The 18,828-nt window shown below is 70.6% G+C and carries 16 protein-coding genes; 5 read left to right on the forward strand and 11 right to left on the reverse strand.

From position 1 onward, the window contains the following. Positions 1–2 precede the first annotated feature (2 nt). The 3 genes from AC3ANN_RS09175 to AC3ANN_RS09185 are packed head-to-tail and all read right to left on the reverse strand — an operon-like array spanning position 3 to position 3,054. On the reverse strand, positions 3–365 hold the full coding sequence (locus tag AC3ANN_RS09175) for an A1S_2505 family phage non-structural protein (RefSeq protein WP_488340665.1): 363 nt from the start codon (positions 363–365) through the stop codon (positions 3–5). A gap of 5 nt (positions 366–370) precedes the next feature. Continuing rightward, on the reverse strand, positions 371–910 hold the full coding sequence (locus tag AC3ANN_RS09180; protein WP_488340666.1) for a gamma carbonic anhydrase family protein: 540 nt from the start codon (positions 908–910) through the stop codon (positions 371–373). Next, entirely contained in the window at positions 907–3,054 is a 2,148-nt protein-coding gene (locus tag AC3ANN_RS09185) for an acyltransferase family protein (protein WP_488340667.1), read from the reverse strand. Before AC3ANN_RS09185 ends, AC3ANN_RS09180 begins: the two co-directional genes overlap by 4 nt. A gap of 167 nt (positions 3,055–3,221) precedes the next feature. On the opposite strand from AC3ANN_RS09185, the gene AC3ANN_RS09190 reads away from it, so the two are divergent. Continuing rightward, on the forward strand, positions 3,222–3,707 hold the full coding sequence (locus AC3ANN_RS09190) for a Dps family protein (RefSeq protein WP_488340668.1): 486 nt from the start codon (positions 3,222–3,224) through the stop codon (positions 3,705–3,707). A 56-nt stretch (positions 3,708–3,763) separates the two neighbouring features. Here AC3ANN_RS09190 and AC3ANN_RS09195 read toward each other — a convergent pair whose 3' ends face one another. The 8 genes from AC3ANN_RS09195 to AC3ANN_RS09230 all read right to left on the reverse strand — a co-directional run bounded on the left by AC3ANN_RS09195 (position 3,764) and on the right by AC3ANN_RS09230 (position 12,582). Further along, positions 3,764–4,432, reverse strand: a complete 669-nt coding sequence (locus tag AC3ANN_RS09195) for a response regulator transcription factor (RefSeq protein ID WP_488340669.1) — start codon at positions 4,430–4,432, stop codon at positions 3,764–3,766. Positions 4,433–4,452: 20 nt separating this feature from the next. Next, positions 4,453–5,865 carry a sensor histidine kinase gene (locus tag AC3ANN_RS09200; protein ID WP_488340670.1) on the reverse strand — a complete coding sequence of 471 codons (1,413 nt, stop codon included), beginning with the start codon at positions 5,863–5,865 and terminating at the stop codon, positions 4,453–4,455. Beyond that, a complete protein-coding gene (locus tag AC3ANN_RS09205; protein ID WP_488340671.1) occupies positions 5,846–7,414 on the reverse strand; it encodes a multicopper oxidase family protein in 1,569 nt (522 codons plus the stop codon). The genes AC3ANN_RS09200 and AC3ANN_RS09205 overlap by 20 nt, the downstream gene beginning before the upstream one ends. Positions 7,415–7,501: 87 nt before the next feature. Further along, positions 7,502–9,007 (reverse strand): amidohydrolase, encoded by a 1,506-nt coding sequence (locus tag AC3ANN_RS09210; RefSeq protein WP_488340672.1) that lies wholly within the window; start codon positions 9,005–9,007, stop codon positions 7,502–7,504. Continuing rightward, positions 9,004–9,645: an FMN-binding negative transcriptional regulator gene (locus tag AC3ANN_RS09215; protein ID WP_488340673.1), complete on the reverse strand. Its 642-nt coding sequence runs from the start codon at positions 9,643–9,645 to the stop codon at positions 9,004–9,006. The genes AC3ANN_RS09210 and AC3ANN_RS09215 overlap by 4 nt, the downstream gene beginning before the upstream one ends. A 121-nt stretch (positions 9,646–9,766) precedes the next feature. Next, positions 9,767–10,765 carry an Fpg/Nei family DNA glycosylase gene (locus AC3ANN_RS09220; RefSeq protein WP_488340674.1) on the reverse strand — a complete coding sequence of 333 codons (999 nt, stop codon included), beginning with the start codon at positions 10,763–10,765 and terminating at the stop codon, positions 9,767–9,769. 2 nt (positions 10,766–10,767) lie between these two features. Beyond that, complete coding sequence (locus tag AC3ANN_RS09225) at positions 10,768–11,316, reverse strand: ribose-5-phosphate isomerase (RefSeq protein ID WP_488340675.1); 549 nt, start codon at positions 11,314–11,316, stop codon at positions 10,768–10,770. 66 nt (positions 11,317–11,382) lie between these two features. Beyond that, on the reverse strand, positions 11,383–12,582 hold the full coding sequence (locus tag AC3ANN_RS09230) for a ferrochelatase (protein WP_488340676.1): 1,200 nt from the start codon (positions 12,580–12,582) through the stop codon (positions 11,383–11,385). A 184-nt stretch (positions 12,583–12,766) separates the two neighbouring features. On the opposite strand from AC3ANN_RS09230, the gene pepN reads away from it, so the two are divergent. From pepN to AC3ANN_RS09250, 4 genes are all read left to right on the forward strand, one after another. Further along, positions 12,767–15,313, forward strand: coding sequence for an aminopeptidase N (gene pepN / locus AC3ANN_RS09235; protein WP_488340807.1), 2,547 nt, complete (start codon positions 12,767–12,769; stop codon positions 15,311–15,313). Positions 15,314–15,379: 66 nt separating this feature from the next. Further along, a complete protein-coding gene (locus AC3ANN_RS09240) occupies positions 15,380–16,492 on the forward strand; it encodes a mechanosensitive ion channel family protein (protein ID WP_488340677.1) in 1,113 nt (370 codons plus the stop codon). A 50-nt stretch (positions 16,493–16,542) separates the two neighbouring features. Continuing rightward, positions 16,543–17,037, forward strand: a complete 495-nt coding sequence (locus AC3ANN_RS09245; protein ID WP_488340808.1) for a globin — start codon at positions 16,543–16,545, stop codon at positions 17,035–17,037. A gap of 43 nt (positions 17,038–17,080) precedes the next feature. Then, positions 17,081–18,745 carry an FAD-binding dehydrogenase gene (locus AC3ANN_RS09250; protein ID WP_488340678.1) on the forward strand — a complete coding sequence of 555 codons (1,665 nt, stop codon included), beginning with the start codon at positions 17,081–17,083 and terminating at the stop codon, positions 18,743–18,745. The last annotated feature ends 83 nt before the right edge of the window (positions 18,746–18,828 follow it).

The following is an 18,828-nucleotide window of genomic DNA, read 5'->3' on the forward strand; positions in this document are numbered from 1 at the left end:
CCTCAGTCCGATTCGAGGACGCGCACGAAGGATTCGGGCAGCACCACGTTCTCGGGCGCGCCGGCGAAGAACCGCGCGACCTGCTCGGGCGTGTACCCGGCGATGCCGCAGCCGACCTCCGTCACGAGGAATCGCAGCTCGGGGTGCTCGCGGGCGAACTCCACGAACCGGGCAGCCTGCTCGGCGAAGACTTCCAGGCCCGACATCGTGTCGATGCCGTACGACTGGCCCTGCAACCCCTCGGACTGTCCCCACACCGCCCCGAACCGCTCGTGGGCGAAGCGTGCCGCTCCCCCGCCGTGCGCACCGCTCGCGTTCGATCCGAAGACGAACACCTCGTCCGGTCCCAGCTGCTCGATGCGCATGGCCATCAGTCCCCGGCGCCCGCCGAGGTGTGCTCCCGGACGTGCGCGAGGTAATGCTCGGCGTTGCGCAGCAGTCCCGCGCGCTCCTCTTCGGTGAGCGATCGGCGGACCTTGCCGGGGACGCCGGCGACGAGCGACCCGTCGGGGATCTCAGCCCCCTCGAGCACGACCGCGCCGCCTGCGACGAGGCATCCCGAGCCGATCCTCGCACCGTTGAGCACGACCGCGCCCATGCCGATGAGCGAGCCGTCGCCGATCGTGCAGCCGTGCACGACCGCGTTGTGCCCGATCGAGACGTTCTCGCCGATCACGACGGGCCTGCCGGCGTCCACGTGCACCGAGACGTTGTCCTGAACGTTGCTGTTCGCGCCGACCGTGATCGTGTCGCCGTCGGCGCGCAGCACGGCGTTGTACCAGACGCTCGCTCCGGCTTCGAGCGTCACTCCCCCGACGATGCGCGCGCCCGCCGCGACGAAGGCCGTCTCGTGGAGCTCGGGCGTGCGGCCCGCGGCGGACAGGATCGAGGCCTGGGCTGCGACGGTCATGGTGCGACCCTACTCGCGAGCGCCGACTCGATGGCTTCGGTGTACCACGGGGCGAGGGTGTCTGCGAAGGTCACCGTGAGGTGGTCCTGGTCGCGGTACACGTTCGCCCCGCCCACCACGGGCTCGCACACCTCGGCGCCGCAGAACACGTCCGTGAAGTCGAGCAGCGTGACGCCGTCGAGACCGGATGCCGCATCCCGCAGCGGGTCGTCCGCGACGAGCACGTCAGACCTCGGTGCATCGCATTCGGCGATGTCGCGCGTGCGCAGGCACTTGTTCGGGTCGGTCTCCCACACCGGGTTGTCGACCACGGTGATCACGGGGATGCCGCGGTCCAGCACCGTCGACCAGGCGTCCCGGTAGCCGGAGACCGCGGCGTCATGGGTCGACGGATAGCCGGCCGAGGAGTACGGGGTCGTCGCGATGGCCGCGGTGAAGACGGCATCGAGGTCGGCGTCGTCGATGGCGGACTGCACGCGCTCGCGCCACTCCGTGCAGGCGGCGCCGAATGCTCCCGGCGTCGCGAGCGGGGTCGTGTTCCACGGGCACGCGCCCTTGAACCACGTCACGAGCTGCCAGCCGTTCTCGTCCGCCATGCGCTCGAACGTCGAGAGAAGCTGATACGCGTGGCTGTCGCCGATCAACGCGACGCGCGGAGCGTCGGGATCGTCCGAGCCGAAGGTGCACGAGACCGGTCGCGCGTCGGTCAGCTGCACGAAGCACTGCTCGTCGCTCGGCCGGTCGATGCCGGCGAACCCCGGTGCGGGCAAGATCGTGCCCTCGAAGTCGGCGTCGGCGCACGACGCGTCGAGAACGGATGCCGCGCCGAAGCACTCCGGCGGATCCTGCTGCAGCTGGGCGATGTCGCGCGTGCCCTGGTTGTACAGCGGCGCGTTGACCAGCCACGCGGTCCCGGCGACGAGCGCGACGACGATCATCGCGGCGAGCGAGGACCACAGCGTGACACGCGCGGGGCGCGACGTGAGCACCTTCCAGCCGCGCACAGGGTCCTCGACGAACCGCTTGGTGAGCCACGCGAGGACGAAGCAGAGCACCAGCAGCGCGACGCGGTGGTAGATGGTCAGGCCCCAGAACGGCACCGAAGGCGCGATGATGATGAGCGGCCAATGCCACAGGTAGAGCGAGTAGGAGATGTCGCCGACGAACTGCGCGGGTCGCAGTGACAGGATCCGCGTCGGGTACCACCAGCGGTCGGTGTTGGACGCCGCGATCACCGCGGCCGCTCCGAGCGTCGGAAGGATCGCGTTGTAGCCCGGGAACGGCGTCTGCCCGTCGTACGTGAAGATCACGAAGACGAGCACGAGGATTCCGCCCCACCCGAGCACGAAGCTGCCGATCGCGTTGCGCACGCGCAGCAGCGGGATGAGGGCGACCAGCGCGCCCACGCCGAACTGCCACATCCGGCCGAACGTCACGAAGTACGCGGGAGCAGGGTCGGTGATCGTGAACACGATGCAGAACGCGAGCGACGCGACCGACACCGCCCCCAGCGCGACGATGACCGCCCGGCGCCGGCTGCCGCGCAGCCACTTCACCGCGACCCACGCGGCCAGCAGCATGATGAGCGGCCACATCACGTAGAACTGCTCTTCGAGCGACAGCGACCAGTAGTGCTGCACGGTGGTCGGATCGCCGGCGTGGTTCAGGTAGTCCGCCGAGTTGAGCGCGAGGTACCAGTTCTCGACGTAGAACGTCGACGCGAGGATCTCGCGCACCTCGTTGGGCAGAGCAGACGTGGGCATGAGGTACGGAGACATCACGACGACGGCGCAGAACAGCAGCACCAGGAGGGATGCCGGCAGCAGGCGCCGCGCGCGGCGCGCCCAGAACTGCCCCAGGCGGACGGTTCCGGTCGCGGTGAGCTCGCGCATGAGATGCGCCGTGATCAGGAACCCCGAAATCACGAAGAAGATGTCGACGCCGATGTAGCCGCCGGTCACGCGGCCCGGCCAGAAGTGGTAGAGCACGACGCTCAGCACCGCGATGGCGCGAAGGCCCTGCACGTGCGGGATGAACCGCGACGGCTCAGCGTGCTCGGGCGACCGATCGCTCGGCTCACGGGTCACGGTCTGGGAGGGCACGCGCAGATGCTGCGGTCCGAGGTCGTGGTCGGCGGAAGGCACGAATCGACGTTAGCCGGTGTTGCGCCCGGCTCCCGCACCCGTCGCGGGAAAGCCCTGTTTAGCCCAGCCTTCTCTTGCTTGCGGAATGTCGCCGGGTGAGTAGCGTTGCACGTGACGGAGGGCGAACGCCGATCGAGGCGAACCCTCCCACGATGGAGGCGAGAGACATGACGAAGACCAACACCATCCCCGCGACCGCAGCGAATCCCGACGTGGCCGCTGCCACCGCACAGTTCCTCACCCCCGTAGTCCTGGGCCTGCAGGCCCTGGCTGTCAACGGCAAGCAGGCGCACTGGAACGTGCGCGGCGCGAACTTCATCGCGATCCACGAGCTGCTCGACTCGGTGGTCGCCCACGCACAGGACGGCGCCGACCAGGCCGCGGAGCGCATCGTCGCCCTGGGCCTGCCGATCGACGCCCGCGTGAGCACCGTCGCAGGCAAGACCGCGGCCACGAGCGTGCCCGCCGGCTTCACGCAGTGGGACGCACTGATCCGCAACGTCATCACCGACATGGACGCCGTCATCGCGGACGTCCAGGCCGCGATCGACGGCCTGGACGAGTTCGACCTCACGAGCCAGGACATCGCGATCGGCATCAAGGAGTCGCTCGAGAAGGACCGCTGGTTCCTCTTCGCGCACCTCGCCGAGTGACGCGCGGCTGATCCAGACGCAGAGGGCCCCCGGCGACTCGCCGGGGGCCCTCTGCGTCACGGGTGCTGCAGGAACGCCAGCACGGCGAGCACGCGACGATGCTCGGTGCCGGACTCCTCGAGCCCGAGCTTCGAGAAGATCGCGCTGATGTTCTTCTCGACCGCGCCGACGCCGATGAAGAGTCGTTCGGCGATGCTGGCGTTGCTGCGACCCTCGGCCATCAGTGTCAGCACGTCGCGCTCGCGGGGCGTCAGTGTCGACAGCGGGTCGGGCCGTGCCGACAGGAGCCCCTGCACGACGAGCGGGTCGAGGACCGTGCCTCGCTCACGGACGCGCCGCACGGCATCCGTGAATTCGTCGAGAGAGGTGACGCGGTCCTTCAGCAGGTATCCGACGCCGCCCTCCCCGCCTGCGAGCAGTTCGCGGGCGTACACGCCCTCGACGTACTGGCTGAGCACCAGGATCCCGACGTTCGGGAGCGCCGCCCGCACCGCGAGGGCGGCCCGGATGCCCTCGTCGCGGAACGCCGGCGGAAGGCGGACGTCGAGGATGGCGACATCCGCCGCCGCGGTCCGGACGCGCGCGACGACGTCATCCGCGTCGCCCCACGCACCGGCGGTGACGTAACCCGCCTCGTCGAACAGCCTGATCAGCCCCTCGCGCAGCAGAACGGAGTCCTCGAAGAGGACGACGCGAAGGGGTCCGGATTCGCTTGCCGCAGCCACCCCCTCAGGATACGGATCGCTCACACCGCACCTGCCATGAGGGGAATGTGCGCACCGACGGAAGTCGGCCCGCCGAGCGGGCTCGTGACCACGAGCATGCCGCGCAGCCCGGCGACGCGCTCGCGCAGTCCCTCGAGCCCGTGCCCGACCGTGATCGCCGCGCCCCCGCGTCCGTTGTCGACCACCCACACGTCGAGGTGCGTCGGGGCACCGCTGGGCGCACGACGCAGCGAGGCCTTGAGCGTGACGCCGCTCGCGCCGGAGTGCTTGACCGCGTTGGTCATCAGCTCGGCGACCACGAAGTACACCGTGCGCGCGATCTCCTGGCTCACGGCGCGATCGATCGACGGATCGACGTCGACCTGCACCGACAGCGGAGACGTCGTCGCGAGGGCGTCCAGCGCCGCGGCGAGGCCGCGGTCCTGCAGCAGCGGCGGGGCGACGCCGCTCGAGAGCGCCCGCAGCTCGTCCAGCGCGGCCTTCGCGTGCCCCCGCGCCTCGCGGGCGAGCTCCGTGGCGGCCTCCGCGTCGCCGGACTGCGCGCGGCGCTCGAGGGCTGCCAGGTCCATCTGCAGGCGCACCAGCCGTTGCTGCGGGCCGTCGTGGATGTCGCGCTCGAGCCGGCGCAGCGCCACGTCCTCGGCATGCACCGCGGCGCCGCGAGCGGCCGCTTCGGCGCGCACCTCGGCGGCGAGGCGGTCGGAGGTCCAGCGGCCGAGCATGGCCTGCCCGATCGCGTGGTGCGCTCGCGCGAGTCCGCCGAGCACCCACGGCATCGTGAAAGTGAAGAGGATGCCGGCCACGAAGTACAGCACCACCTCGACGGCCCAGCTCGACCAGCCGCCGAACAGCCACGGCACCGCGTCCGCGACGTAGTGACCCCACTCGCCCCCGGAGCCGTCACGCTCCCAGTTGCGCGGGAGGAACAGTCCCCAGAACCAGTACGTGAGCCCGCCGAGCCCGACGCTCAGCCAGACAGTCGTCAGGGCGAACGTGACGGTGCTCACGATCGGCGTGACGATCATGCCGTGGACCAGGTACGACCAGTAGTGGGCGTTGCGCACGGGGCGCGTGAGCGTCATCCAGAAGCCGGTGGCGTCGGGCTTGTCGCGGTTCCATTCCGGCTCGGCGATCGCGGGCAGGCCCGTGACGAGCAGCAGGAACCGGTCCGCGACGCCGAACCCTCGGGCGACGAACAGCGAGCCGACCAGAAGCGGGAGCCCGATCACCAGGACGAGCAGCCCCACGCTCGTCCAGAACAGCGACGCAAGGATGCTGACCGAGAGCATCGCCAGGGCGAAGACGACGATCAGATACAGCGCGCTGCCGGGCGTGTGTCGCCACCACCGTCCGTAGGAGGCCCAGAAGCCGCCCGTCGCAACCTGCGTGGCCGGTGCCGCGCCGGGAGCGGTGTCAGTGGTCGTGGTGGTCATCGGAGTCTCCCTCGGGACGCTTCAGTTCGGGCTGCTGGCCCGGTTCGACGACCAGGAACTGTCCCATCATGCCCTGGTCCTCATGCCACAGCAGGTGGCAGTGGTACATGTACGGCGTGGCCGGGTCGGCGTAGTCCTCGAACCGCACCAGGATCCGGTATTCGCGGTTCCACTCGAGCGCGATCGTGTCCTTCAGCCCGGCCAGCCGCGCCGGCGGCGGCGATCCGTCCACCGACAGGACGCGGAACTGCGTGTCGTGGACGTGGAACGAGTGCGGCAGCGGGTTCTCGTTGCGCACCGTCCACACCTCGCTGGTGTCGACGGTGGCCGTGAAGTCGGCGCGCCCCAGGTCCATCTGCCGGTCGTTGATGTTGTGCCCCGACATGACGAACGTGCGCTCGGTGACGGCATCCGTCTCGCCCACCGCGGGCAGTGATGCCAGCTTGGCCGGCACCTCCGGCGATGCGGTGAGGGTCTCCGCGGCCCGCAGCTCGAGCACATCGAAGCTCGCAGAGCCGGCGTGCAGAGCGGGGTCGGGCGCGTTCGATCGCAGCGCCACGCGCTCACCGGGCTCGACCGTCACGACGATCTCGGCCCGCTCGCCAGGCGAGAGGGGCACGCTCGTCGAGGCGACCGGCGCCTCGAGGACTCCTCCGTCGGTCGCGACCAGGTCGAACCCACGGCCGTCGGCGAACGCGAAGTCGTACATGCGTGCGCTCGACCCGTTCAGCAGCCGGAGACGGACCCGCTCGGTGGTGACGTCGAGGTAAGGCGCCACCGTCCCGTTGACGAGGATCGTGTCGCCGAGCACGCCGTCGAACTGCATGCCGATGCTGCCCGCGAACGAGCCGTCGGCGTTGAACGAGCGGTCCTGCACGATCACCGGGACGTCATCGACGCCGTACTCGCGCGGCAGGGCGAGAGCCGACTCCTCCTCGTCGCGCAGCAGGAACATGCCCGCAAGACCCGCATCGACCTGCTCCCGTGTGCGGCCGTGCAGGTGGGGGTGGTACCAGAGCGTGGCCGCCGGCTGGTCCATCTGCCACTCCGGCTGCCACGTCGCACCGGCGGCGATCGGCGTGTGCGGGCCGCCGTCCATCTCCGCCGGAAGGTGCATGCCGTGCCAGTGCACCGTCGTGGAGGCATCGAGGTGGTTCGCGACGTCGACCCTCACGCGCTCGCCGCGCTCTGCGACCAGTGTCGGTCCGAGGTACGACCCGTTGTAGCCGAGGGTCGGCGTGGGGCGTCCGTCGACGAACGTGGTCGAGGCCTCGTCTGCGGTCAGCTCGAACACGCGCACGCCGTCCTCGACGCGCGACGGCGCGAGCGGCGGCACGGCGAGCGGTCTGATGAAATCGACCGCTCCGGCGGCCGGAGGCGTCGCACGCGCGGAATTGCTCGCGAACCAGACGCCGCCGGCGGCGACGACCGCCACGACGAGGACCAGCGGGATGACGATGAGCGTCACGAGCAGGCCGCGTCGACGGCGGCGCGGTGGCGCGGCATCGGCCGCCGGCGGGGCGGGCGGAACGGGCACAGCGGAAGTCATGCCTCCAGCCTCGCGACGGACGCCGCGCCGCGGCATCCGACGCCCTCCCGAACCGGTACGGGGGCAGACCCCCGTCGGCGGGAGGGTCTACACGACGTGAGTCAGGCGGCCGCCGAGCAGCGTGGCAGAGACGCGCATCGCTCGAAGCTGCGCGGCATCGGCCGCGAGCGGGTCGTGCTCGCACACGGCGAGGTCGGCGATGTCACCCGGCTCGGTGCGCGCGGGAGCCGCCGTGCCGCCTCGCGTCGAGGCGGCGAGAGCGGTCGCGGCTTCGACACGTTCGTGCGGCTGCCACGGCTCGCGTCCGTCGCGGGTGCGGAAGACGGCGGAGGCCATCGCCGCCCACGGGTCGAGTGGCGACACCGGCGCGTCGGAGCCGAAGAAGAGCGCGGCGCCGGAGTCGGCCAGCGCCCGCAGCGGGTACGGCTGCGCGGTCTGGTCGCGCCAGATGCTGTCGGTGAGGTCGCGGTCGTCGATCGCGTGCTCGGGCTGCACGCTCGCGCCGACGCCCAGCCGTGCGAAGCGCGGGATGTCGGCATGCGCGACCAGCTGCGCGTGCTCGATCGTGCCCCAGGCGCCCGTCGCAGCGAAGGCGTCCAGCGCATGAGAGTTCGCCACGTCGCCGATGGCGTGGATCGCCGACGCGATGCCCGCGCCGGTCGCGCGCGTCATCAGGTCCACCAGGTTCGCCAGATCCACCGTGATCAGACCATGGTTGTGCGTGTCGCCGGAGTACGGGTGCGAGCACGCGGCCGTCCGAGTCCCCAGCGAGCCGTCGGTGATGACCTTGAGCGGTCCGACGCGGACGAGATCGGAATCGGATCCTCGCGCGCGGTCCCCCGTCTGCAGCCCCTCCGCGATCGCGCGGTCGAGGAATTCGGGGTAGATCCCGAACGACACGCGCAGCGCATCGAACCCCGCGGCGAGGCGTCGCATCCACGCGTCCTCGTTCCACGCCATGTCGAGATCGACGAGGCCCACGACGCCGCGTGCGGCCGCCTCCTGGGCCATGCGCGCGACGAGCGGGTCAGCCGTCGCCGGATCGACCGCGTTGAGGCGGCGTGAGATCTCGAACGCGGGCTCTTCGCGGAGTATGCCGACGCCATCCGGTTCGAATCCCTCGCGTCGCAGCGCCGCCGAGTTGAGCCACACGCTGTGCACATCGGCGTTGATCAGATACGTCGGGATGCCGCGGGTGGCGGCGTCGAGCACCTCCAGGGTCGGATCGTCCGGCCAGAGCGCGTCGCGGAAGCCCGTGCCCACCCGTCGGCCGTCGGGCAGCATCGCGGCGTCCGCCATGATCGCCGCCGCGTGCGCCGCGGACGTGGCGGCCCCGAGCGGCTCGCGCTGCGCCGCGAGCGCCCACTGCACGACGTGCACGTGGTGGTCCCACAGGCCGGGGATCACCCACCCGCCGCCGGCATCGAGCACGGCGCCGCGTCGCGGCAGCGCGCCCGCCGGGGCGATGTCGGTCACGATGCCATCGGCGAGGTGGATGTCGACGGGCTCGGCGCCGAACGGATCGGTGCGCTCCGATCCGGTGAGTCGTGCATCGGCGATGACCGAAGGCTCGTCGCCGCGCGCGAGCCTCACCGTGCCGCCCGGCGGTTGTCGAAGTCGCGTCGCATCTCACCGGCCAGTCGCGGGTCGGCGTAGGGACCGCCTCCCGCCTCGAGCTCGGCGATCACGGTCTCGACGACCTCGTCGGGGCGGTTCTGGCTCAGCTTGCGCTTGGCCACGACCCTGGTCGGCGTGAGTCGGAACCCCGCAGTCCCCCGCTCGAGGCGTCGGACGAAGTCGGGATCGTTCGGCGGCTCCCACATCAGTCGCGGCTGCGGCATCCCGCTCTCGAACCGCTCGACGAGCCGCTCGAGCACCCGGAGGTTCTCCTCGGGAGCGAGGATCTCGGGGATGCCGGAGAGATGGGCGGACACGAAGTTCCAGGTCGGCACGCTCGCGGTGTCGCCGTACCAGCCGGGCGAGATGTACCCGTGCGGCCCCTGCACGACCACGAGCAGCTCGCGCTCGCCGAGCCCGTGGATCAGGTCGTCGGGCTTGCCGACGTGGCCGACGATCGTGAGGTCGTCGCGATCGGCGTCCAGCAGCACGGCGTAGTGCGACGCGACGAGCCCCTCGTCGGTGGAGCTCACGATCGTGACCCACGGGTTCTGCTCGATGAGCCGGCGGATCTCTCCGACGTCGGTCATCGCGAAGCTCGGATTCTGACGCATGCGTCCAGCCTAGGAGGACCCCTGCATGCGCCGGCCCCCGCAGCCTCGCCGAGACTTCACGATTGTCACTGAATCGAGCGGATTCGATGACATTCGTGAAGTTTCGGCGCCCGGGAACACGTCAGGCCTGGCAGCTCGGGCACCAGTACAGCTTCCGGCCGGCGGCTTCCTCGACCACGATCGCGGTGCCGCACACGCGGCATGGCAGGCCGGCCCGGTGGTAGACCCAGTGGCGATCGTCTCGGCTCGCCATCGCCTTGCGGTACGCCTCGGGGTCGAGGTCGTCCATCGTCATCATCTGCCCGGTCTCGACGCCGATCGCGAGCAGCCGCACCCAGTCGCGCCAGAGGCCGCGCACGACGTCCTCCGGCACCTCACGACCCGGGGTGTGGGGGTTCTGCCGCGCCCGGTAGAGCAGTTCGGCACGATAGACGTTGCCGATGCCGCTCACCACGTTCTGATCCATCAGGAGCAGCCCGATCGGCGTCGGCTTGCGCCGGACGACAGCGGTGAAGCGCTCCTCCCCCTCGGCGACGTCGTCGACGAGCGGATCCGGACCGAGCTTCGCGATCGTCGCGGCGACCTCGTCCGGCGTCTGCAGCTCGCACGCCGTCGGACCTCGGAGGTCGGCGCACGTCGCCTCCGTCATCAGCCGCAGGCGCACCTGTCCGACGACCGGCGGCGGCCACTCGTCGCCCTCGTCGGCAAGGCCCGTCGTCTGCTCCGACATGCGCACGTGCACGCGTGTACGGCGAGGCGCTCCGATCGAGGTGAGCGAGTTCTCGCCCGCCCCATCGAGTATCGGCTCACCGAGCTCGGTGCCGCGCTGGTTCGTCTGCCCCATGCGTCCGTTCGCCGACGCGATCGTCGGGTCGACGAGGATCTCGCCCGCGAAGTCCCAGGCTCCGTACATGCCGAGATGGATGCGCAGCCAGAGGTCATCGTCGAACTCGAGGAACATCTGCTTGCCGACCGCGCGCACCGCGGACGCCGTGCGGCCGCTGAGCACCGCGGCGCCCTCGGCGAAGCGCCCCTGGGGGCTCGAGGCCGTCACGGACCGGCCGACGAAGTTGCGGTCGAACTGGCGCGCGATCCGGTGGACGGAGTGGCCCTCGGGCACGCTCAGCCGGCTTCGGGGTCGAACGAGCTGTCGTCGGCGGCGAGCACGTCGGGCTCGCCCGCACCGGTCGCGCGAGGGTCCGGCTGGAGCGTGCCGTCCTGCTCGTACGCGGCGAGCTGCGCGATGCGTCGCGCGTGGCGCTCCTCGCCCGAGAACGGGGTCTCGATGAAGCGGTCGATGAACGCGGTGGCCTCTTCGAAGGTGTGCTGGCGCGCGCCGATCGCGATCACGTTCGCGTCGTTGTGCTCGCGCGCGAGCTCGGCCGTCGCAATGCTCCACACGAGTGCGGCGCGGACGCCCAGCACCTTGTTCGCGGCGATCTGCTCACCGTTGCCCGATCCGCCGAACACGACGCCGAGCGTCTCGATGCCGGCTTCCTGGTCGCGCACCACGGCCTCCGCCGCGCGGATGCAGAACGCCGGGTAGTCGTCGAGCGGGTCGTACTCGAGGGGACCGTGGTCGACGACCTCGTGACCGGCGGCGGCCAGGTGATGCTGCAGCTGCGTCGAGAACTCGAGGCCGGCGTGATCGGTCGCGATGTGGATGCGCATGGCTCAATCCTAGGGAAGCGGGAGCGGGCGATGACGCGTGAAGAGTGGACTGCTGTGGCGCACCGCTCAGGGCGCGATGCCGGCGGCCGCGGGCTTGAACCCCGCACGCACGTTCTCGCAGCAGGCGGGACGGCACACGTCGAACCACGGCCCGAGTCCGGTGGCGTGCGGGCGCTCCCCCGCGGGCGTCCCGTTCAGCCGCTCCTCGACCAGGTCGACCAGGCCCGCGACGAATGCCGGGTCGACGCCCGGGGTCGGTGTGCGCACGGCGCGCAGTCCCGCCTCGGCGGCGGCATCCATCGCCTCCGTATCGAGGTCCCACAGCACTTCCATGTGATCGCTCATGAAGCCGAGTGGCACGATCGCCACCGCCTGCACGCCCGCAGCGGGGAGCTCGGCGATGACGTCGTTGACGTCGGGCTCGAGCCAGGGCTGGCTGGGCGGACCCGACCGCGACTGGTAGACGAGGTCCCACGCCACGCGCTCCGCCCCGGGCACCTCGGCGGCGACGGCCGCCATGACGACCTCGGCGACGGCGAGGTGCTGTGCCGCGTACGCTCCGCCGTCCCCGAACTCCCTGTGCAGGTCGTCGCCCTCACGGGGACCGGAGCGCTGCGCGTCGGCGGTGGGGATGCTGTGCGTCGAGAAGAGCACGCGCACCGCCTCCGGCACCGTTCCCTCGGCGAGAAAGCCCGCGACCGCGTCGCGGACGCCGTCGACGAACGGCTGCACGAACCCCGGGTGGTCGAAGAACTGGCGCACCTTGTCGATCGTGACCGTGCCCGCCAGCCCCGTATCGGTGAGCACCCGAGCGAAGTCCTCGCGATACTGCCGGCAGCTGGAGAACGACGAGTAGGCGCTCGTCGCGAGGGCCAGGAGGTTCGTGTCGCCGGCGGCCGCGGCATCCGTCACCGCGTCCTCGAGGTACGGGGACCAGTTGCGGTTGCCCCAGTACACCGGCAGGTCGATGCCACGGCGCGCCAGCTCGGCCTCGAGCGCCGCCTTGAGCGCGCGATTCTGCGCGTTGATCGGACTCACGCCGCCGAAGTGCCGGTAATGGTGGGCGACCTCTTCGAGACGCTCATCGGGGATGCCGCGCCCACGCGTGACGTTGCGCAGGAACGGGATGACGTCGTCCTGCCCCTCGGGACCTCCGAAGCCCGCGAGAAGGAGGGCGTCGTACGCGACCGGCTCCTCGACGAACGGGTCGCCGGATGCCGCAGCCGCCGACGCGAACGGGACCACATGCTGCTCGGGAGAACTCACGCCTCCATCCTGACACCGCGCGCCGTCGCGTTCGTCCACAGGATCGGGCCCGAAGGGGTCGGCTGGCATAGGCTGGGACGGTTGTCACCGGCGCCAGCAGCGCTTGTGGCGGCCGCCGGATCGAGCGTCCGCGACGTGGGCGCATCCAGACCATCCGTCATCCTCACCCATGGGAGCCACAGCAGTGCCTGGAGAGAACCTCACCCGCATCGAGGCGCAGGAGCGCCGCGGCATCGTCGACACGCAGTCCTACGAGGTCGCGCTCGACCTCACGAAGGGCGCCGAGATCTTCGGCTCCCGCACCGTCGTGCGTTTCACCGCCGCCCCGGGGGCCTCGACCTTCATCGATCTCATCGCGCGGGAGGTGCGCGAGATCACCCTCAACGGCCGCTCGCTCGATCCCGCCTCGGTCTTCGCGGACTCGCGCATCGCGCTCGAGGGGCTCGCCGCCGAGAACGAGCTCGTGGTCGACGCGGACTGCCTGTACACAAACACGGGCGAGGGTCTTCATCGCTTCGTCGACCCCGTCGACGACGAGGTCTACCTCTACTCGCAGTTCGAGGTGCCCGACTCGCGCCGCATGTTCGCGGTCTTCGAGCAGCCCGACCTGAAGGCGACGTTCCAGTTCACGGTGACGGCTCCCGAGCCGTGGAAGGTGATCTCGAACTCGCCCACGCCCGAGCCGAAGAAGCACGGCGACGGTTCCGCCACATGGCGCTTCGAGCCGACGCCGCGCATCTCGTCGTACATCACCGCGCTCATCGCCGGCCCGTACGAGGCCACCTTCTCGGAGCTCACGAGCTCGTCCGGCCGCGTCATCCCGCTGGGCGTCTACGGCCGCAAGAGCCTCTGGCAGCACCTCGACGCGGACTACATCTTCGACAAGACCCGCCAGGGCTTCGCGTACTTCGAGGAGAAGTTCGACTACGCGTATCCGTTCGCGAAGTACGACCAGCTCTTCGTGCCCGAGTTCAACGCTGGCGCGATGGAGAACGCCGGCGCGGTCACCTTCACCGAGACCTACGTCTTCCGCTCGAAGGTGACGGATGCCGTCAAGGAGCGCCGCGTCGTCACGATCCTGCACGAGCTCGCGCACATGTGGTTCGGCGACCTCGTGACCATGAAGTGGTGGAACGATCTGTGGCTCAACGAGTCGTTCGCCGAGTGGGCGTCGACGATCGCCACGGCCGAGGCCACCGAGTGGACCGAGGCGTGGACCACGTTCAACGCGATGGAGAAGACCTGGGCGTACCGCCAGGACCAGCTCCCCTCGACCCACCCGGTCGTCGCCACGATCAACGACCTCGAAGACGTCCAGGTCAACTTCGACGGCATCACGTACGCCAAGGGCGGCTCGGTGCTCAAGCAGCTCGCCGCGTGGGTGGGCGTCGAGGCCTTCTTCGCCGGCGTCGCGGCGTACTTCAAGAAGCACGAGTGGTCGAACACCGAGCTGAGCGACCTCCTCGCCGAGCTCGAGACGACGAGCGGACGCGAGCTGTCGACGTGGTCGAAGAAGTGGCTCGAGACCGCGGGCGTCAACACCCTCTCCCCCGAGATCGTCACGGACAGCGACGGGACCATCACGCGCTTCGCGATCGTGCAGACGGCTCCCGCCGATTACCCGACGATCCGCCCGCACCGTCTGGGCGTCGGCTTCTACGAGCTCGAGGGCGACGCCCTCGTGCGCGTGCACCATATCGAGCTCGACGTGGACGGCGACCTCACCGAGGTTCCCGAGCTCAAGGGCCGCAAGCGACCCGCCCTCGTGCTCCTCAACGACGACGACCTCGCGTACGCGAAGATCCGCCTCGACGACCGTTCGCTGCAGACCGCGATCGACCACCTCGGCAAGATCAGCGACCCGCTCGCCCGCTCGCTCGTGTGGGGCGCCGCGTGGGACCAGACGCGCGACGCCGAGGCCTCGGCGTCCGACTACGTCGACCTCGTGCTGCGCAACATCGGCGCCGAGTCCGAGTCGACCACGGTACGCACCACCCTTGCCCAGCTGCAGCTGGCCGCGAACTCGTACGTCGCTCCCGAGAAGCGCGACGCGACGCGCGAGAAGGTCGCCGACGCGCTGTGGCAGCTCGCCGGCTCCGCCGAGGCCGGCAGCGACAGCCAGCTGCAGTTCGTGACGGCGTTCGCCTCGGCGGCCTCCACCTCGTCACAGTGGGAGAAGGTCCGCCAAGTCCGCGACGGGGAGGCGACCTTCGAGGGCCTGGAGATCGACACCGATCTGTCGTGGCAGCTGCTGGTATCGCTGGCTGCAGGCGGCGTCGTGGGCACCGCCGAGATCGACGCGGCGCTCGCCGCCGACAACACCGCGAAGGGCGGCGAGTTCGCCGCGCAGGCGAAGGCCGCACTGCCGACGGCCGAGGCCAAGGCCGCCGCGTGGGCTTCGCTCGTCGACAGCGACGACCTGCCGAACACGATCGTGCGCTCCGCCGCGGCCGGGTTCGTGCACCCGGCGAGCCGCGACCTGCTCGGCGACTATGTGCCCCGCTACTTCGACGCGCTGTTGCCGCTATGGGAGTCGCGCACGTACCAGATCGCGCAGTACCTCATCGTCGGCCTCTACCCGGCGCCGCTCGCCGACGTCGCGCTCCGCGTCGCCACGCGCGCGTGGCTCGAGGCGAACGCCGACGCAGCCCCGGCGCTGCGCCGGCTCGTCGCCGAGAACCTCGCCGGCGTCGAGCGCGCGCTCGCCGTCCAGGACCGCGACGCGCAGTAGGACCGCACGGATGTCTCGGCGCCGCACTCAGGCGGCGCCGAGGCACCCGTCATTAGGATCGTGACGATGATCAGCGTCCCCCTCGACACCATTCCCCCCGACGAACCCGTCGACGTCACGAGCGGCGAGTTCTGGGCCGGAGTCGGACAGTTCTTCGTCGAGGCAGGCTGGGATCTCGCGGCGATCGTCGGGATCATCGTCGGCGCCGTGGTGCTGGCGTGGATCCTGAAGTTCGTCATCCGTCGCGTCGTCAACCGGATCGTCAGCGGCGCGAAGTCGAAGGCCAAGGTCGACGACACGCAGGCCCTGGAGCGATCGCCCCTCGCCTCGGTGCGGCTCGTGCAGCGCACGCGCACGCTGGGCTCGATCCTGCACAACGTCGTCAACGTGACGATCGTCGTCATCGCGATCCTGCTCATCATCAACGTCATCGCCCCGACGGCGCTGGGCTCGCTCACTCTGCTGACCGCCGCCGTCGGCGCAGGCCTTGGCTTCGGTGCCCAGAACATCGTCAAGGACGTGCTGAACGGCATCTTCATCGTCGCCGAGGATCAGGTCGGCATCGGCGACGTCGTCGACCTCGGCCTCGCGACCGGCATCGTCGAGTACGTCAGCGTCCGCGTCACGCACGTGCGCGATGTCAACGGCACGCTCTGGTACGTGCGCAACGGCGAGATCACGCGCATCGGCAACCTCTCGCAGGGATGGTCGCGTGTCATCATCGACCTCTCGGTGGCCGTCGACTCCGACATCGACGAGGTCGAGCGGGCGATGCTCGACACCGCGAAGGCGCTGGCCAAGGACCCCAAGTGGCGCACGCGAATCCTCGAGCAGCCCGAGGTCTGGGGGCTGGAGTCCATCTCGGGCGACGCGCTCGTCATCCGCCTGGTCATGAAGACCCGCGCGAACGCGAAGGACGATGTCGCGCGCGAGCTGCGCATGCGCCTCAAGCGCACCATCGACGAGATGGGCATCACGCTCCCCGCCCTCTCCGCCGTCATGCCGACCGGCATCGAGGGCGCTCTGCGGGTCCGCGGGGCGAACCCGCCCAAGACCAAGCCGAACCCGGTTGCGCCTGTCGCCGAGCGCCCCGTCTGGAAGCCCAAGCGCCCGGGCAAGAAGTCGCCGTCGCCCGGCGGCGACACCGCCTCCGGATCGACCCCTGAGAGCACCTCATGAGCGACATGCCCACGCCTTCCGGCAGCGCCCCGCAATCCGACGCCGCGCCGATGAGCTTCTACGAGGAGGTCGGCGGACACGCGACCTTCGAGCGACTCGTCGACGCCTTCTATCGCGGCGTCGCCGACGACGAGGTGCTGCGGCCCATGTATCCGGAGGAGGACCTCGGGCCCGCGAAGGAGCGGCTCACGCTCTTCCTCGCCCAGTACTGGGGCGGACCCACGACATACAGCCAGGGGCGCGGTCACCCGCGCCTGCGCATGCGTCACGCGGCCTTCCACGTGAACCCCGATGCGCGCGACCGCTGGCTCGCGCACATGCGCGCCGCCGTCGACGAACTCGGCCTTCCCCCGCTGCACGAGGCGACGCTGTGGGACTATCTCCAGCGGGCGGCGTTCGCCATGGTGAACACGTTCGAGCCGAGCGGCATCGGCCCCGCCGCGGCCGGACGCGACGCCACCGCCGGCTCCCCGCAGTCCGGCGCACCTCGATCGTCGCTGCCCGTCACCGCGGCACCGCCACCCGAAACCGAACAGCCCCGCTGAGCTCGAACCCCGCCTGCCCCGCACCGCCGACGAAGGAGTCGACATGCCCCCCGCCGCTCACACCACCGACGTCCTCGTCATCGGCTGGGGCCTCGCCGGCCTCGTCGCGGCGAGCGAGGCGATCGCCGCAGGCAGGCGCGTCACGATCATCGATCAGGAGCCCCGGTCGAACCTCGGCGGACAGGCGTGGTGGTCGTTCGGCGGCCTGTTCTTCATCGACTCGCCCGAACAGCGACGGCTGGGCGTGCGCGACTCGCTCGAGCTGGCACGGCAGGACTGGTTCGGCAACGCCGGATTCGACCGTGACGACGACCTGTGGCCGCGTCGGTGGGCCGAGGCCTACCTGCAGTTCGCGCACGGCGAGAAGCGCTCCTGGCTGCGGCAGAAGGGGGTCAAGTTCTTCCCGATCGTCGGGTGGGCCGAGCGCGGCGGCTACACCGCCACCGGTCCCGGCAACTCGGTGCCCCGGTTCCACATCACCTGGGGAACCGGGCCGGGCCTTGTCGCACCGTTCCAGGCTGCGGTGGAGACGGGCGAAGCGGCGGGCCGCGTCATGATCCTCCCTCGCCACCGCGTCACGGCCCTGACGATGACGGACGGCGTGGTGACCGGCGCCGAGGGCGACATCCTCGCGCCGTCGGGCGCGGCACGCGGGCTGGCATCCTCGCGTGAGGTCGTCGACACTTTCGCCATCACGGCCGGCGCCACCATCGTCGCCTCCGGCGGCATCGGCGGGAACCACGACATGGTGCGGCAGTGGTGGCCCGAGCGCTTGGGTTCGGCTCCCGCGTCGATGGTCGCCGGCGTGCCCGCCTACGTCGACGGTTCGATGCAGAAGGTGAGCGAGGCCGCCGGTGCGCGGCTCATCAACGGCGATCGCATGTGGCACTACGTCGAAGGCATTCAGAACTGGGATCCGGTGTGGCCGAATCATGGCATCCGGATCCTCCCCGGTCCCTCGTCGGTGTGGCTCGACGCGACGGGCACGCGGCTGCCGGTGCCGCTGTTCCCCGGTTTCGACACGCTCGGCACGCTCGCGCACCTGCGCGCGACGGGACACGACCACTCGTGGTTCGTGCTGTCGCAGAAGATCATCGAGAAGGAGTTCACCCTCTCGGGCAGCGAGCAGAACCCCGACCTCACCGGCAAGGACGTGCGCCTGCTCGCGAAGTCGCGCCTCGGGAAGGGCGCCGCCGGCCCGGTGCAGGCGTTCATGGACCGGGGCGCCGACTTCGTCGTCCGCGACGACCTCGACGACCTGATCGCCGGCATGCAGGCGCTCCCTGGCGGGGAGGCGCTCGACGCCGAGCGGGTGCGATTCGAGATCGAGGCCCGCGATCGCGAGATGGACAACGACTTCACCAAGGATGCGCAGATCGCGATGCTGCGCTCGGCGAGGGCCTTCCGCGGTGACAAGCTGATCCGCACGGCGACCCCGCACCGCATCCTCGACCCCGCCGCGGGGCCGCTCATCGCCGTGAAGCTGCACGTGCTGACCCGAAAGTCGCTCGGCGGAATCGAGACCGACCTCTCGGCTCGCGCCCTGGGCGCGTCGGGCGAGCCGGTGCCCGGTCTGTACGCGGCCGGCGAGGCCAGCGGCTTCGGCGGCGGCGGCGTGCACGGGTACCGCGCACTGGAGGGGACATTCGTCGGGGGATGCTTGTTTTCCGGACGCGCGGCGGGCCGCGCGGCCGCTGCTGCGGTGTGATCCTCGAGCCCTCAGCACGCGCGGCGGGGCGCGGCCCTTGCCGCGGTGTGATCCTCGGCCCTCAGCACGCGCGGCGGGGCGCG

Source organism: Microbacterium sp. STRO-2N, from assembly GCF_057747775.1.